At 55.0% G+C, this 15,849-nt stretch carries 17 protein-coding genes; 12 read left to right on the top strand and 5 right to left on the bottom strand.

Annotated features, from left to right (window positions below; genetic code table 11):
• Positions 1-7: 7 nt before the first annotated feature.
• The 5 genes from FHR27_RS04430 (at position 8) to FHR27_RS04410 (ending at position 4,526) form a co-directional block, all read left to right on the top strand.
• Entirely contained in the window at positions 8-967 is a 960-nt protein-coding gene (locus FHR27_RS04430; protein WP_179540029.1) for a GlxA family transcriptional regulator, read from the top strand.
• A 144-nt stretch (positions 968-1,111) separates the two neighbouring features.
• Positions 1,112-1,510 carry a DUF2946 domain-containing protein gene (locus FHR27_RS04425; protein WP_179537911.1) on the top strand — a complete coding sequence of 133 codons (399 nt, stop codon included), beginning with the start codon at positions 1,112-1,114 and terminating at the stop codon, positions 1,508-1,510.
• A 250-nt stretch (positions 1,511-1,760) separates the two neighbouring features.
• Complete coding sequence (locus tag FHR27_RS04420) at positions 1,761-3,290, top strand: PepSY domain-containing protein (protein WP_179537910.1); 1,530 nt, start codon at positions 1,761-1,763, stop codon at positions 3,288-3,290.
• On the top strand, positions 3,287-3,667 hold the full coding sequence (locus FHR27_RS04415) for a DUF2946 family protein (RefSeq protein ID WP_179537909.1): 381 nt from the start codon (positions 3,287-3,289) through the stop codon (positions 3,665-3,667). Before FHR27_RS04420 ends, FHR27_RS04415 begins: the two co-directional genes overlap by 4 nt.
• A gap of 334 nt (positions 3,668-4,001) precedes the next feature.
• Positions 4,002-4,526, top strand: coding sequence for a putative natural product biosynthesis protein (locus tag FHR27_RS04410; protein WP_179540028.1), 525 nt, complete (start codon positions 4,002-4,004; stop codon positions 4,524-4,526).
• Between the two features lie 224 nt (positions 4,527-4,750).
• On the opposite strand, the gene FHR27_RS04405 is transcribed toward FHR27_RS04410, so the two are convergent.
• Together FHR27_RS04405 and FHR27_RS04400 are read right to left on the bottom strand one after the other, a co-directional pair.
• Positions 4,751-4,867 (bottom strand): transposase, encoded by a 117-nt coding sequence (locus FHR27_RS04405; RefSeq protein ID WP_218878446.1) that lies wholly within the window; start codon positions 4,865-4,867, stop codon positions 4,751-4,753.
• A gap of 260 nt (positions 4,868-5,127) precedes the next feature.
• Positions 5,128-5,988, bottom strand: a complete 861-nt coding sequence (locus tag FHR27_RS04400; RefSeq protein WP_179537908.1) for an NmrA family NAD(P)-binding protein — start codon at positions 5,986-5,988, stop codon at positions 5,128-5,130.
• Positions 5,989-6,073: 85 nt separating this feature from the next.
• Between FHR27_RS04400 and FHR27_RS04395 the strand changes: the two genes are divergently transcribed.
• Complete coding sequence (locus FHR27_RS04395; protein ID WP_179537907.1) at positions 6,074-6,394, top strand: winged helix-turn-helix transcriptional regulator; 321 nt, start codon at positions 6,074-6,076, stop codon at positions 6,392-6,394.
• A gap of 230 nt (positions 6,395-6,624) precedes the next feature.
• Here the strand turns inward: FHR27_RS04395 and FHR27_RS04390 are convergent, their stop codons facing one another.
• The 3 genes from FHR27_RS04390 to FHR27_RS04380 all read right to left on the bottom strand — a co-directional run bounded on the left by FHR27_RS04390 (position 6,625) and on the right by FHR27_RS04380 (position 9,029).
• A complete protein-coding gene (locus FHR27_RS04390; RefSeq protein ID WP_179537906.1) occupies positions 6,625-7,236 on the bottom strand; it encodes a transferase in 612 nt (203 codons plus the stop codon).
• A gap of 182 nt (positions 7,237-7,418) precedes the next feature.
• Positions 7,419-7,964, bottom strand: coding sequence for a cysteine hydrolase family protein (locus FHR27_RS04385; protein WP_179537905.1), 546 nt, complete (start codon positions 7,962-7,964; stop codon positions 7,419-7,421).
• 174 nt (positions 7,965-8,138) lie between these two features.
• Complete coding sequence (locus FHR27_RS04380) at positions 8,139-9,029, bottom strand: MBL fold metallo-hydrolase (protein WP_179537904.1); 891 nt, start codon at positions 9,027-9,029, stop codon at positions 8,139-8,141.
• A 122-nt stretch (positions 9,030-9,151) separates the two neighbouring features.
• Between FHR27_RS04380 and FHR27_RS04375 the strand changes: the two genes are divergently transcribed.
• From FHR27_RS04375 to FHR27_RS04350, 6 genes are all read left to right on the top strand, one after another.
• Positions 9,152-10,105 (top strand): GlxA family transcriptional regulator, encoded by a 954-nt coding sequence (locus FHR27_RS04375; RefSeq protein ID WP_179537903.1) that lies wholly within the window; start codon positions 9,152-9,154, stop codon positions 10,103-10,105.
• A 156-nt stretch (positions 10,106-10,261) separates the two neighbouring features.
• Positions 10,262-10,717 carry a hypothetical protein gene (locus FHR27_RS04370; protein ID WP_179537902.1) on the top strand — a complete coding sequence of 152 codons (456 nt, stop codon included), beginning with the start codon at positions 10,262-10,264 and terminating at the stop codon, positions 10,715-10,717.
• A gap of 549 nt (positions 10,718-11,266) precedes the next feature.
• The gene (locus FHR27_RS04365; RefSeq protein WP_218878445.1) at positions 11,267-12,253 is read left to right on the top strand and encodes an MBL fold metallo-hydrolase; all 987 of its coding nucleotides are present in this window, start codon (positions 11,267-11,269) and stop codon (positions 12,251-12,253) included.
• A 189-nt stretch (positions 12,254-12,442) separates the two neighbouring features.
• On the top strand, positions 12,443-13,435 hold the full coding sequence (locus FHR27_RS04360) for a zinc-dependent alcohol dehydrogenase family protein (RefSeq protein ID WP_179537901.1): 993 nt from the start codon (positions 12,443-12,445) through the stop codon (positions 13,433-13,435).
• A gap of 165 nt (positions 13,436-13,600) precedes the next feature.
• Positions 13,601-14,497 carry a LysR family transcriptional regulator gene (locus tag FHR27_RS04355; RefSeq protein ID WP_179537900.1) on the top strand — a complete coding sequence of 299 codons (897 nt, stop codon included), beginning with the start codon at positions 13,601-13,603 and terminating at the stop codon, positions 14,495-14,497.
• Between the two features lie 242 nt (positions 14,498-14,739).
• Positions 14,740-15,699, top strand: a complete 960-nt coding sequence (locus FHR27_RS04350) for an LLM class oxidoreductase (protein ID WP_179537899.1) — start codon at positions 14,740-14,742, stop codon at positions 15,697-15,699.
• Positions 15,700-15,849 lie beyond the last annotated feature (150 nt).

The following is a 15,849-nucleotide window of genomic DNA, read 5'->3' as shown; positions in this document are numbered from 1 at the left end:
GGTATCAATGGTCAGCAAGTCGATACAGATCATGTCGTATCCCGGGGTCAGTCTTCTCGATTTAGCGGGGCCTCTCGATGTTTTCATTGCGGCCAACCACTACACGAAATCACCTATTCCACCCTATTCCTTATCGATCCTTGCTCTGGAAAGTGATACGGAGGTTTTTACGGGGCTTTCCCTCAGCGCCGAGGTTCTAGAAGCGCACACGCCATCGCCAAACACTCTAATAATCCCTGGCGGGCCTGGTATTCAGGAGTTTTGCAAAGGGTCAAAGTTCTCCAGGTTCGTAGCTCATGCAGACAAGGCAGAGCGCTTGGTATCGGTATGCACAGGCATATTCGCACTAGCGGCAGGCGGCAAATTAGATGGCCGAAAAGTGACGACACACTGGTCTGCGTATGAAGAGTTAGAAAAGTTCTTTCCCAAGGTGATCGTCAAGAGAGGGCCCATTTTCATTAACGATGGAAACATATGGACATCGGCAGGAGTGACATCAGGGATTGATCTTGCCCTTTCCATTGTCGAGCAAGACTTGGGGCACACCGCAGCACTCGAGGTCGCGAGACATCTTGTGATGTTCCTGAAACGCCCGGGCGATCAGGATCAATTCAGTTCATCTCTAAGACTGCAGTCGGGTAGCAGTCAGTTTTCTGACCTGCATGCCTGGATAAGTACAAACCTGAACCTAGATCTTTCTGTTCCGGTACTGGCCGACTTCATGAACATGACCGAGCGTACTTTTCTTCGTAAATACACCGCGGATACAGGCCAGACGCCTAGCAAAATGGTCGAACTACTTCGGTTGGATGCCGCCCGCCATCTGCTGGTTACGTCCAACAGCCCCCTCAAGGAAATAGCTTACAAATCGGGTCTTGGTAGTGAAGCAACTTTGATCAGGCGATTCATCAAAGCATTTGGCGTGACGCCGAGGGAGCATCGTGCACACTTCAGATCAAGGCCATAAAGGCCTGCGTGGGCCGAATATGACTTTAACGCCTCGAAGTTATCGCGGGACTTGTCGAGCACAATCGGCAATGCCGCTAGCGTGCGGCAATCCACCACGGCCCTTGTGCGTGCGAAACGTTATCCGGGTGGTAAAGTCGCGCCCATGAAAATCGCACGCAATGAACGAACACTCGTTGCTTGGATGCTGTACGCCAGCGTCCTGTTCAGCCTGTTCGCCTGCGGTATTCATCACGGTCAGATGAGCGGACTGGCGCTTAGCGGTCTTAATGGCGGCTACTGCTCTATGGGTAGCGGTAACGGCCAAGGCTTCGACGCAGACGGCTCCGACCAGACGCAACATGCGGCTTACCAACTCAACTGCCCACTGTGCTCCTCCTCTTCGCTTGCAGTCGCAGTCAACACGGCAGACTGGGATCTGCGCGATATGCCCAAGGGCAGCCTTTCACCGGTAGTCACACGCACCCTGGCACAGCCCCCTCCCCGCTATTTCTGGCCCTCTCTAAATCCCCGCGCACCACCGACCACTTCCTACGCAGTGTGAATCTTTCTGGCTGATCCGCAGCATTACGCCTTGGCGTTACGCGGAAACAGCGCGTACCCATTTGCGTGGAATTGCTGTTCATGAATCAAGAAAACACCTCTCAGGTGCAGCCGTGTGGCGACTGCAATCTTGCGTATGCTCGAATCATCCAAGAGCACAAGTTGCCTGCTGATGACACGGAGCTAAAGGCTTGTAGAAGCTCGAGCTACGTGAGGCACGTCGGCCCTCTCACCCTGCGCTTCTGACCACCATGAAGCGCTATCTCTATCTCTGGCATCGGTGGTTGGGCATTGTCCTGTGCTTGTTCATGGCCCTCTGGTTCTTTTCCGGGGTCGTGATGCTGTTCGTTGGATACCCAAAGCTGACGCCTCAAGAGCATCTTGGGCATCTACCAACGCTGGGCACAAATGATTGCTGCGTAGGCCCGGCACAGGCCATCCAGGTTGGAGGCTCGACGCCTACTGCAGTGCGACTGACTACGGTAGTTGGGCAACCGCACTACATACTGGACTACGCCAATGGCACACGCGTAGCGGTAGCTGCTCGTACCGGGGAACGCATCACCGCGGTCGATGCCACTATGGCACTCGCCAGTGCCATGCAGTTCGCGCCAGTACCCAACCGCTATGTGAGGGCTATTCAGGAAGACGCCTGGACACGCTCACGCGCTCTGGACAGGGATCGGCCATTACACGTCGTTCAACTGGACGAGCCTCAGGCACGCCTGCTGTATATCTCCAGCCAGACCGGCGAGGTGATACGGGACGCGAACAGTACCGAGCGGGTATGGAATTGGGTTGGCTCGTGGCTGCACTGGATCTACCTGCTGCGTGACAGTCCCTGGTGGACGCAGATCGTCATTTACCTCTCGCTTGCAGCAACGCTGATGGCCGTTTTGGGCTACGTCATTGGCCTGTTGCGCTGGCGGTTTTCCAAGCCCTACCGCAGCGGATCACGCTCGCCTTATCAAGGCTTGCCGGCCCGCTGGCACCATATTGCGGGTTTGCTGTTCGGCCCCCTCCTCATTGCCTGGATATTCAGTGGGCTGATGTCGATGCGGCCGTGGGGGATCTTTGCAAACCCGGTGCGTCTGGATACTAGCGCCTACCAAAGCACCAACCTCTACAGTGACATCAATACAGAGCGGGTCTCCGAAGTGTTGAAACGCTTCCAAGCTGCAGGCTTCGAGCCCGTGGAGTTGCATTGGCAGATCGTGGGCAAGCGCATGTATCGAGTGGCTTACGACCGCACAGGGGAAAGCCGGATTCTGCCGCAGATTCAGGACGCCCAGGCTCTGATTCAGCTGCCTTCGATTACATTGGAAAAAGCGGCTCGGCTCGTTCGCCCCCGGGATGTTCTTGAAGTCGAATGGCTGGATGCCTACGACTTCTACTACGTCTCTCGATCCGAACAGAGCATGTACGGCGCCACGAGAAAGCGACTGCCGATGCTGCGTGTGCGCTTCCAGGATCCTTCCGCCACATGGCTGCATATTGATCCCTATAGCGGCGCTGTGATCGAGCAACTGGATCGGCATCAGCGCGCCGGGCGATTGCTGTTCAATCTATTGCACAGCTGGGACTGGGCACCGCTGCTGGAAAGGCCATGGCTGCGTGAACCCCTGATGATTCTTTTCAGCATTGGCGGCCTGCTCATCAGCCTGACCGGTGTCGTACTGGGATGGCGTCGCCTGGCTCCGGGCAAAAGGACAGCAAAGCGCAAGACCTCTGATGATCGCCAGTCTGAACCAGATATTCGGAGCAAGAACGGATGCCGATGAGCCGCCCCCTGAGAGCCTTTACCGCTTGGGCGCTCTACGGCTGCGTGCTCTTCAGCCTGTTCGCCTGCGGAATTGCGCATGGACAGATGAGCGGCTTGAGGCTCAGCGGATTGCAAGGCGGGTTCTGCCTTTCCGTCGGCGACCAGATCGTCACAGAGTTGAAGGGGCTTTCCAGCCAGTCCCTACCGCAACCCTTGAGCAAGATCGACTGCCCGATGTGCTCGTTCGGCGGTGGGGTCGCATTGCTGAAAAGTACCGCCTGGCTGCTAACCCTGCCGACACTGAACAATCCATTCATCCCCCCTCATCAAACTCCCCACACCACGGCACTGCATGACTGGGTGGCGCATCTTCCCCGAGCACCGCCTTCCTGCTGACTGTCTGGCTGAAGGCCTGACAGCTCTTTTCGATTTGGCTTAACCCTTTGGCTTGCATGCCCCGCATTGAGGCGTGCTGCTTTCGCCTATCGTGTCCACAGGATGCACATAATGTCCGTTCACATTCGCTCCCGATCCACCTGCCGCTCGACACCTCCCCTGCTGCTCTGTCTCTTCGCTCTAACGCCGCGGAGCAAAGCGACTACCAACAGCCGAGATACCAGAAGCACGGTCGATATGCCGGGTGCCGAGATGCTCGAAAAGCAGCCAATACAACACAGCGATCATCCGCGTGAAGCAGCGATTCCTGGAAGACGCAGTGAGGCTGAGCATCATGCCTATACCTAAGCCAAGATCCAGTGATGCAATATTTCCTGACTATCCTGGTAACGCTAGGACATTTATTACACTGGACTCGAAATTGCTACCTTACTGGCACTTGATCTTCGACTTGTGTCCTGTGCTTTTGAAACTGGATCCGCCTGATGGGTTGAAAATGTTTCGGCGATTCATGGGCTGGGCCTATCGCAACCAACCCTCTCAAGACTGGACGTTTCATGTAAGCCTATGCCGGTGGTTGCTGAACTCAAAATTCGCTGCCGAAGTGAGTACCTCTCATGTCGAGAGCTTGCTTTCCGCAGCAGCTGCACGGTGGGCGAGTAATGACTACAGTCGAGCTAAGGGGATACTGATCGCATGCTCAGTGATACCGGCGATCACACTCGAGTGGAAATATTATGACAATAACCAAGGTATCGACTTTGACTCGCTTCCTCCCGCCAGGATGGACTTTGCATGGTCGCCTTTAACGGGAAGTGGAGAGAAAGGATTTCAGCGGTGGTTACGAATACCTGAGTAACAAAGAGAGCAACCAAACTACAAAGTTGCGTATGTTGCGGTGGTTTAAGGCATACGCGACAACTCATTTACTAAATCAATAACTCGCTTAGGCAGGTGTATCAATGCCTGTTTTCTATTTGCGATTGATGGTGAACGGTTGCCCACCGCGATGCCAGTCTAAAGGCTCCACTTCTGAGAAGATGACGTCTACGGCATCCACAGGGCATTTCAACGTTTCTGCCGCTACTCGGGCGACCTATGGCCGAGCGCGACGCTGGCAATCGAAGCGCCTGGTTGGGCGCACTCTTGAATGATCTGGGCTTTGAAGGACTTGGAATAAGAACGGCGTGTTGGCTGCATGAGATACCCGCTTAAAAGGCTAGAACTGGTGCCCACTTAAATTTAAGTGCACACCATGTCTTCGCTTTGCAGGGCTGGGTAGATGACTTGGGCGGACGGTTACTGAGGAGTGCGCTGGGAGCGTATTGGATCTGCCCAGCGACGAAAGGCGATAGGTGTCATTGGGGTAGAATCCGAGTCAGGGATGGGTGTCGGCATTCCGTTAAAAATCTGGAGATGGCCGTCATCGGCTCAAGCCGCTGACAACCACCTTTCCGGGGCTAAACGTTAAGGTCTTGCAACCATTGCTTAACAGAGCGAGGCGTCAATCCAAGGAGGGTCTGAGCACTCGTCTCGTTCAAAATCGTGTTGTGAACACTCCTCGCTTGAGCCTCGTATACTCCAACGACTTCGGCAGCCCCATGGATACCAATAAAGGGCTCTAGCAGCGCCCCGAATTGCTTGGGTTCGACCCCCTCATACCTGACGGGCTGGCCGAGATATTCTGCAAAACTCGTCGCCAAATCGTTTCCGTTCAGGCCCGGCATCGCACCTACCCCGACAACGCCGGTGACAGCCGTGTCCTTGAACAGGCGGACAGCGACGTCAGCGATGTCGAGGTGGGAGCACCACGAGACCTGGTAATCGGCTGGTAGAGGGTAGCGCAACACCCCCTCTCCCTTCATAGGCTGCGACACCAACGGCATCAGAAGATTTTCGAGATACAGCCTGGGGGCTATGACCGCAACCGAAACACCAGCTTGCTCGATGCGGCTTATCAGGCTGCGGATCGCGCTTTCGGGCGGGACTGTCAGCGAGGAATTAGGGTCATCGACTACAAATCCGCTCGTCGAGATCACCACGCGCTTGGGGAGCGCTTTAGCAATCGCCAGTGCAATGCTGTCGCAGAATTTGACGCGGTCAGCTTCCGAAGCGATGGGCAGATGGATAAACACACCATCAGCGCCTTGGTAGGCTTGTGCAAGCAGCTCACTCGAACCGATATCAGCCTTGGCCGCGTTCAGGCCTGGATGTGCTGACGGATCACGAACAATAGCAACCACGGTATGGCCAGCTTTTGTTAGCAGATCATACAAAGGCCCGCCTTGGGCTCCAGTAGCGCCGTGAACAACATACTTCATGTTGTACCTCCATTAGTGCTTTTATTGAATTTTTAATGCTGCGTTGATAGCATCAGTTACGTCAAATGCACTAATAGGAATATTTATGGCCTATCAGGTCGAAGCACGCTGCGGCGTCGAGCGCTTTCTTTTCATACTCGACGGTCCCTGGGCAACGCTGATCATCCTCAAGCTGCTAGATAAGTCGTGCCGCTTCACGGAGCTCAAGGAGGGCTTGCCTGGCATCAGCGCACACACCCTCACCCTTCGGCTTAAGCGATTTGAACAATATGGTCTGCTGACACGGACTGCCTATGCCGAAACGCCTCCCAGAGTTGTCTATGAGCTGACGCCGCTCGGGCAAGAGCTTCGAGGAGTGCTGGAGGCCATGCGCCAGTGGGGAGATTCACTGCCTACGAATGCGTAGTTCAAGCACCGACAAAGGGCATTGCGAGTGGGTGACGACTTTGCTCTCTCTAAGGCCGGGCGCACAGCCTAGATGCCCTTCCAAGGAGAAGATCTCACCTCCGTGAGCGCGACAGGCAAGGAGGGTGCTACCTGGCTTGTCTTGTTCTTCAGTGCGGCGGGACTGGAAACAGCAAAAGGCCGGCAGACGATGAAATCCACAGAAAATTGCACAGCGCGGAAGCCGACGCTTTAATCATAGGCATACTGATCAATCAACCCAAGACGAGGAACGTGAGTGTTAGGCAGTAGCAGAGCGCCTGGGGCGATAACAGCATTCGCCCCTATTTTGCAGCCGTCGCCTACCAAGGCACCGAATTTTTTCACGCCCGTCTCGAACACGCTTTCTGCAAAGCGGATCTTGATATCTGCGCCATCGAGCTCATTGCGATAATTGGCGATGATTGCACCTGCTTCAATGTTTACGCCCTCACCGATCAGTGAGTCACCGACAAAGTTGAAGTGCGCCAGCTTGCTCCCATCGAGCATGAAGCTACTTTTTATTTCACAGCTAGGGCCAACAATGCAGTTATTGCCAAGGTAAACACCTCCCCGTAAATATGCCCCCGACGCAACAAATGCCCCTTCGCCAATGATGATTGCGCCTTTGAGCACTGCTCCTTCCTCAACAACGGCACTTTCGTGGATGAGACAGCTGCCTTCACGGCGGTAGCCATCACCCAGACCGGCCATTAATGCTAGAACCTGGTTTTCGCAGTCTTGAGCCACCAGCCAAGCGGCAGCAGGCATTAGCCCTAGCGAGGGCCATTTGGCAATAAATTCTGTAATTTCAAATGACTTCAAGGAAGCCTCCTGCAAGGTAGTGGTGATAGGTCGTCACGGTTGGTTGGAACCTTGGCCTCTCTCAAAAATTCGAACGCAGCCTGCGTTAGGGTGGGTATTCGCAAAAGCAGCCTGTCGTTACCGGCTGAAATCGACCCAAAGGAGTCGCAACGTCCATTTGCAATCGCTCGATAGTTGCGGACTTACGCCGAAAGATAGTCGTCCACAGACTTAATGGCAGCGTAGCCAAACTCGAAAGCGGCCATCATCGCCGCGTGCGTGTGAGCGGCAGGCACGTTAACGCCACCGAACGTAAGATCCAGGGTGGCGCAGGCGTCATGCAGTACCGTAACCGGATAACCCATGTCCGCCGCTGCACGTACTACAGCGTCGACGCACATGTGGCTCATTGCACCTACGACGACGATATCGTCTACCTCGAAAGCATCCAGTTGCTGTTTGAGGTCAGTTTCGCGGAAGGCGTTGATGTGTTTTTTTACGATTACCGGTTCGTTGGCATCAGGGGCTACTGCTGGCTGAATCTGGGCACCGTCGGATCCCTTAATAAAGATCCCTAAATCGCTGTTATCGGCTTCGTGGCGTATATGGAAAACGGGAACTCCACTATTACGTGCGTGGCTAATGACCCGGCTAGCATTTTTCACAGCGGCCTCAATGCCGCTCAAAGGCAGTTTGCCCGTTGGCAGATACTCGTTTTGCAGATCAACTACTATAAGACCTCGTTTCATTTACGATCTCCAATCAAATTTCCAACGTGATGTTGTGTGAGGGCGCAGATAAACGCCAACCCTCGCAAGAGCGTATAGACGTGGGTTGTTTAAGAACCCACTTCCCAACTGAGCCCCTAAAAAGGTGGGGGTAATTCCGAGCGGCGGTACTACAGCAGTGCAAGCCAATTCAAATTAAAACGTCAACGAAGCACCGTCTTCTGGAATCTCAACGCGACTCTCAATACCTTGCTTCTTGACGTACTCCCGCAACTCTTCACGGGTCAGGGACATATGGTTAATTGAGTCCATGTGTACTGCGACAATTTTTGCGTTTGGCGCGGCCTGCGAAGCATGCAACACGTCTTCCTCGCCCATAATTATCGACCCCTTATACCCGGTCATCATTGCTTTCCCTGCGTTGAGAACAATGACTTCTGGATGATATTTCTCAATGGTCTGATCGACCTCTTTACGCCAGACAGTATCGCCTGCAAGGTAAAGGGTCTTGTAGCCTGGCGCTTGGAAGACCACGCCCATGGCTTCACCTAGCGGTTTAGCGAGTGCTGGCACGGCATACATCTCGTCTGTGCCATGTTGACCACCAGTCTTGATGATTTTGACACCACCGAATTCAGCTTCGTCAGTCAGTACACGTACATTCTTGAACCCTTGAGAACGAATCAACTGCGCATCTGCCTCATGCTGAGCAAAGAGCGGTATATCTTTAGGTAGTGCTTTTTGTGCGGCGTCGTCCCAGTGGTCAAGGTGCGTGTGAGTAACGATAACTGCATCAACACCGGAGATGACTACATCGGGTGACTCAGGCAAATCCACCATTGGATTGCGCAAATGACTGCGATATGTACCTTCGAACCCAGGGTAGGCGTTCTTTTTTGCGAGCATCGGATCGATCAAGAACGTGGAGCCTGCGTAAGTGATTTTCGCTGTCGCATTACGAACCTGCTGCAGTTCTACTGTACGAGCAGTATCGGCTGTAGACGCGTTGCTTGAGTCAGCAAACACCGGTGCGATGACAGCGCCGTGAGCGATGCAAAGTGCGAGCGGAAGCGCTTTGAGTTTCATTTTCTGAGTCCTGCTGAATGCTTGATGAGTTCATTTTTGCCCATTCAGCGAAAGCTCAACAGTGACCTAAACGCCATATATCGATAAGATTGGGCCAATTAAAATCAAGTAGAGGCTTATCGATGCCTTCCATACGCGTCGCTGTTCTGGCTTACAACGGCGTGAGCCTGTTTCATCTTTCCGTGCCTGGGCTGGTGTTCGGAGCCGTTGAAGCCGCACAGGATGAACCTCAATACGAGATCCAGTACTGCGCTGAGGTACCGGGCATGATGGATAGTGATCAGGGCGTCGCTATAACCGTCACGCATGGGCTTGAGCTCATGATGACATCAGATGTCATCGTCATTCCGGCCTGGAGCGACCCTGCAGTTGTGGCGTCAGCATCGCTGGTGCAAGCCCTGCAACTCGCCAATGCCCAAGGTAAGTTGATTGTGGGCTTATGTTTAGGTGCGTTCGTGCTCGGCGATGCCGGCTTACTGGATGAGAAAGAGGCAACTACTCATTGGCTCGCCCGAGATATGTTTGCACAGCGATTCCCCAAGGCTCGTTTTCGACCTGAGGTGCTATACGCCAGTGCCGACAACATCATGACCTCGGCGGGAACGCTGTCAGCGATTGATTGTTGTTTGGATTTGGTTCGTCAGCGACACGGCGCTAAGGCTGCAAATCGCACCGCAAAGCTCTTGGTTACCCCCCCACACCGGCCGGGCGGCCAAGCCCAATACATCGAACGCTCGGTACCCCGGCTGGCTAGCGAGACCCATTTGTCTGACGTGCTGGCATGGGCGCGCCGGAATCTGGCCAGCAATCTTTCGGTCGATGTTCTGGCAGAAATAGCAAAGATGAGTAGGCGAACGTTTACTCGCCGATTTGGGGAAGCCACCGGCAGCACGGTAACCAAATGGTTGAACGCTGAGCGAGTTGTCCGGGCGCAAGAGCTGTTGGAAACGACCAATTTGTCTATCGAATGCATCGCCGGCGAAGCAGGTTTTGGAACGCCCTTATCGCTAAGGCAACAATTCAGCGCTCACCTAGGTACTTCACCCTCGGAGTATCGGCGGATGTTCATTTCGTAAGCGGCTGCTTAGGTCGAACGCCCGTAGCTGGCCGATTGCAGCCAGTGACTACAGGCGGCTATCGGCCACAACCGGACATTCGCCGAAGCCCTCCGGCCTTGCCTGACTCGTGCCCAATGTGTCTAATTCTGAGTACCTTTACGCAAGGAGTAAGGCATGCCGCACAACACTATGACCTTTGAGGAAAAGGTTCGCCCCGGAAGCTCATCGGACGGCTGTAGCAGTGTTGAGCGTAGCTTTGCTGATTTTCAAATCGACGAGCATTCTTTACTGGAAATCCTGGTGACCGCTGACGGTGGGCATTCTGACTACATGAGTGGGTTCGTATCAGGTTATCCAGAACAGAACCTCCGGTTTGCCGAGAGCTTGATTCGATGCGACCAGCCGGAGGCAGGGCCCTATCGGGTGCTCATCTATATTTGCCCTGAGTGTGGTGACATCGGATGCGGAGCCTACTCAGTGCAAATTCGCAGACTCTGTGCTGAGATCATTTGGGAGGTATTTGCTTACGAAAATGGATATGAAGAACCTCGCGTAATACCTGGCGTTGGCCCATTCGTATTCAGCTCAACCTCCTACGTGCGCACTGTAAGCGCCGCGCTTGAGATTTGATTTGGCGGAGGGAGGAGACTGCTCTGTTTTTTAGGGCGTTCACTTCGGGTCATTTATTGACTGTCACGACTGACTGAAATCGACCCGAAGCAGTCGTAATGCAGCTTCCGTGTCATGGCTTGAACGGATCGATCCAGCCAGGCCGAAGTCCTGCCTCGTATTCTTGGCGTACGAAGTCGAGCGACTCTGCGCATCCCATTTCCGCCTCGATAGCGCCTATGCATCCCCAGCAATCCCCGCCGGTATCTCCTGATAGTGGATCTTCCGGATTGTCGAGTAGGCATGCGCAGATCGTGCAGTGTTGCGGCTTTCTGCTGTTTGTCATAATTCTTCCGAGACGCTCCTTCCGTCTTAGATTCTCGCACGCTACCCCGAGGGGTTGCAGTCGGCCAGAAGCAGCCATTGACCATGTGATGCCTCTTACAGCCTTTTCTCGGCCGAATGTATAGGCTTTGATTACCAATCTGGTTCCAGTGACGCTATGGGTCTGTGCTTCGCGCGCTCATACGATTTCGCAACAGGCAATGATGCCTGATTGTGGAGTTTGTCATGGGTACACTGATTCTACCGCAGCGTCTGAAGACGCTCGGCGTCGTAGCGTTTATGGCTGTCGCATCGCAGGCTGCATTCGCAGCTCCGGCCGACCAACATCAGCAGGCAGCCGGCTTCTACCGGCAGATGGTCGGCAATACCACTGTGACTGCCGTTTACGACGGCTATATCGACCTGAACCCGAAGCACCTCGCGGGTATGCCGCAAGAAAAGATCCAGGAGCACATGCTGCATGAGTACCAGAAGGCGGCGCCGTTCGTACAGACAGCGGTCAACGCCTTTCTCGTCGATGACGGGAAACAGCTGGTGCTGATCGACTCGGGCTCGTCTGATTGCTTCGGCCCTACCATGGGGCGGATGGTCGACAACATCCGTGCTGCCGGTTATAGGCCCGAAGAGGTTGATGCAGTGCTGCTGACGCACATGCATCCTGACCATGCCTGCGGAGTGACCCTGCCAAGCGGCAAACGAGCCTTTACTAACGCAACCGTCTGGGCCGCAGCCCAAGATGCGAATTACTGGCTCGACGTGATGCAGGAGGGCTCATTGCCTGAGGAGCAGCGTCCATTCTTCAAAATGGCGCGTGATGCAATTTCACCTTACTCAGATGTAGGCAAATTCAAAACCTTTAATGAAGGTGACTCCATCAGCCCAGGAATTCAGGTCGTGCCGTCAAATGGTCACACCCCTGGTCACACGTCTTACCTGCTCAGTTCGGGAGACGAAAAGCTGCTGCTCTGGGGTGACATTGTGCATGTGCATGCTGTGCAATTGCCGCATCCGGAGGTAACCATCGCAGTGGACGTCGATCCTAAAGCCGCAGTTGCATCTCGCACACGGTTGTTCGCTAAGGCCGCCAGGGAGCGTTGGTTGGTGGCAGCGGCTCACTTGCCCTTTCCAGGGATTGGGCATCTGCGTAAAGAAGAAAAGGGCTACAGCTGGGTGCCTGTCGAGTACCGAAATCCTGTTAATTCTGAACGCTAAATAGCGTCCGCGGAGCGAAAAGGCCACGGTATCTCAGTGGCCTTTTATTTGCCTACAGAGCCAGGGATTGGTTCTTTTCGAGTACCAATCTATGAGCCGATCAGCGCTCTTTCCCAGGCAAGAGGGCCAGTAGGATTCGCATAGCTTTTCAGAAGTAGCTGTTATCTCTTGCCGTCAATGAGGTGTGCCATGTCCAAGATTGTCCACTTTCACCGTACCGGTGACGCTGATGTTCTGACTCTCGATGAAGTCGTAGTACCGGCACCGAAAAGCGGTGAGGTTCAAATTGAAGTAAAGGCCATCGGCCTGAACCGTGCTGAAATCATGTACCGCACTGGGCAGTACGTGATCGATCCCCAGTTCCCGGCGAAGCTGGGCTATGAAGCGGCCGGAATTGTTCGCGCGGTTGGCAGTGACGTCAGCGACGTTGTTCCCGGTGACGTAGTAAGCGTTGTGCCGGCGTTTTCCTTCGCTGATTACGGCATGTATGGTGAGGTGGTCAATGCGCCTGCGCATGCTGTGGTCAAGCATCCGTCCAACCTCAGCTTCGTGGAGGCGGCGGCCAGCTGGATGATGTTTGTGACTGCTTACGGCGCCTTGATTGAGTACGGAAATCTCCAGGCTGGTGAAACCGTGCTCATCCCGGCTGCGTCGAGCAGTGTCGGGCTGGCAGCGATCCAGATTGCCAACATGCAGGGCGCCATCCCGGTAGCCCTTACCCGCACAAGTGCCAAGCGTCAGGCATTGCTGGATGCGGGTGCAAAACATGTCATCGCCACCCAGGAAGAGGATCTGATTGCCGAGGTGGCAGCGATCACCGATGGCAAAGGTGCGCGTATTGTTTTCGACCCCGTTGGTGGTCCCGAGGCAACCAAGCTGATCAAGTCCATGGCCAGCACCGGGATCTTCTTCCAGTACGGCGCGCTGGATCATCGCGATATTCCGGTTCCGGTCTTCGATATTCTTGGCAAGCATCTGACCGTGCGCGGCTACGAGCTGTTCGAAATCACCATGGATATGCAAAAGCTGGCCAATGCCAAGGCTTTCGTTGCCAAAGGCTTGGCAGGTGGTCAACTCAAGCCCGTCATCGACCAGGTCTTCCCGCTCGCTGACATCGCGGCAGCACACCGCCGAATGGAGTCGAATGCGCAGATCGGCAAGATCGTCGTGGTGGTTGACTGAATCACATGCTGCGGTAGTCAGCCTGGCTGCCGCACGCCATCGCTGCTTGCTCCCAAGCAGTCTTGGCGTACTCTGTTTTGATGCCTGAGAGAGTCAGCCTGGCTTCGCTATCGTCCTCAGTGCAGAGCACGTCTGGCCCCATGCACAGTTAACTGGAGGATGGCGATGAACCTGATTGAAGCCATGCAAATGTTCGTGGCAGTGGTTGACCATGGCAGCTATACCAAAGCGGCCGAGGCGCTCAATGTGCATCGCCCGGCACTCTCCAAGCTCATCCAGAATCTTGAGCAGGAGTTGGGTGTGCAGCTGCTACACCGCACCACGCGCAGAGTGAACACAACGCCCGCTGGCGACGAGTTCTATGACCGCAGCCTGAAATTACTCGCTGAGCTAGCGGAAACACTGGAATTGTTTTCGCCGACTCGTCCGCCACGAGGCAAGCTCAGGATCGACATGCAGACCGTACTCGGTCACGCGGTGATAATCCCGCGACTCCCCGAGTTCATGGAGCGCTACCCTGGCCTGGAAATATCTCTGGGAGCCTCCGACAACCTGAACGACCTCGTCGCGGACGGCATCGATTGTTCTGTGCGGCTCGGTGACCTGGATGATTCAAGCCTGGTCGCCAAACGTATTGGCGAGGTTGCTTTGGTGACCTGCGCGGCTCCCGCCTACGTGAAGAAACATGGTTTACCAGGCACGCTGGATGATTTGCAGGCGCACCTGGCGGTCAATTTCATGGTTGAACAACGCCGCCAGGTCATGCCTTGGCGCTTCAGGGCCAACGGTAAACCTATCAATGTGAAGATGCGCAGCGGCATCGTCGTCGACAATGCCGAGGCGTTGCTTTACTGCGCATTGGCTGGGATTGGTATGGTGCAGGGGCTGCGCCCGGCGTTGCAGCGATACATTGATAGCGGGCGTCTGGTGGAGGTTTTGCCGGATGTTCCAGTCGAGCCGAAGACCGTTTCCGTGCTGTTTCCAGACCGCCGTCATCTCTCACCCAATGTGCGGGTATTCGTCGAGTGGGTAAGTGCGTTGTTCCAAGAGAAAAGGCGTTAGTGCGGGAGCCAATTGGTATTAGCTGAATAACAGTTCATGACTCGTTAACGGATTTATCCCTGCTTTCTATGCGCATACCGTTCTCTCTACAACCGAATATGGTGTCAGTCGGTGCCAAGGGGCGGTTATCGAGGTACGCGTGCCTTTTCCGATGATCATGCCCGCCTGGTGATCACGTCACGTTGAGGTGTGCGCAACCGAGCTGCCCGCCTAGCCAACTGGCCTTAAAGTAAGAGGAAGTAATGTCGGCGAAAAGAGTGCCCCCGAATGGGCTGGCTGAGAGTGTTTTTGCCAGGGTTTTTCTCCCTGGAAAGCTGACGTTCGGCCTGCTCACGCCACTGGAGGGCTATCCCCTGAGCGACACCCCAACCATGGCGGAACATACCGCGCTCGCTACGCTGGCCGACGATCTGGGGTTCGCCGCGCTCTGGCTGCGCGACGTGCCGCTGCGTGACCCGTCCTTTGGCGACGTGGCTCAGATATTCGACCCGATGGTATATGCGGCATGGCTCGCTGCGGCGACCCGGCGTATCGCAATTGGTACGGCCGGGATGATCCTACCTCTGCGAGACCCTATTGCAGTAGCCAAGCAAGCGCTCTCAGTCGACCAACTCTCGCAAGGGCGTTTCGTGCTGGGTGTCTCGACTGGAGATCGCCCCTCGGAATATCCGTCATTTGGTGTTGACTTCGAAAATCGAGAAGCACGCTTTCGTGATGCCTATGCTGTGATCCGTACGGTTATGAACCAGTCATTTCCGATTCACCAGTCGAGCCACTACGGCCGTTTGGATGGAACTCTGGATCTGATTCCCAAGGCATTTCATGCACGGCTACCGACAATAGCGGTAGGGCGCTGCGGCCAGGAAATCACTTGGCTGGCAGAGCATATGGATGGCTGGATCTGGCACCAGAGTGATCTTGAGCAGTTGCCGGCACTTATTAGCCGCTGGCAATCCGCATGCGGCGTGCAGACGTTCAAGCCTTACGGCTATGGAACGTTCTTTGAGCTGGACGCGGCCCCCAATGCCCCCATCCGCTGGGGAAGAGGACTGCGCGGCGGGAGAAATGCGCTTATCAGCCTTTGGCAGCGGCAACGCGACCAGGGCGTGTCGCATATTGCCTTGAACATGAGGGTGTCGCACCGCTCAGTGAAAGACAGTGTCCAAGAGCTGGCGGATTACGTGCTCCCACTCTTTGCTTGAGGACATATTAAAACTGGCTGTGTGTCCGCTTTTGGCCGACTCCAGCCGGTTGGCCACAGGCGGAAACCGGACAGAAGCGAACGCCACCAGTACGACTGAGCAGGTCTCCCTGAGGCTGGAAAGCATCGATCAAACTCGGGGTGATTCAAG

The sequence above is a fragment of the Pseudomonas flavescens genome (genome assembly GCF_013408425.1).
Lineage (GTDB): Bacteria > Pseudomonadota > Gammaproteobacteria > Pseudomonadales > Pseudomonadaceae > Aquipseudomonas > Aquipseudomonas fulva_A.
Note: the sequence above shows the minus strand (reverse complement) of the source record. Positions and strands in the feature narration are given on the sequence as shown.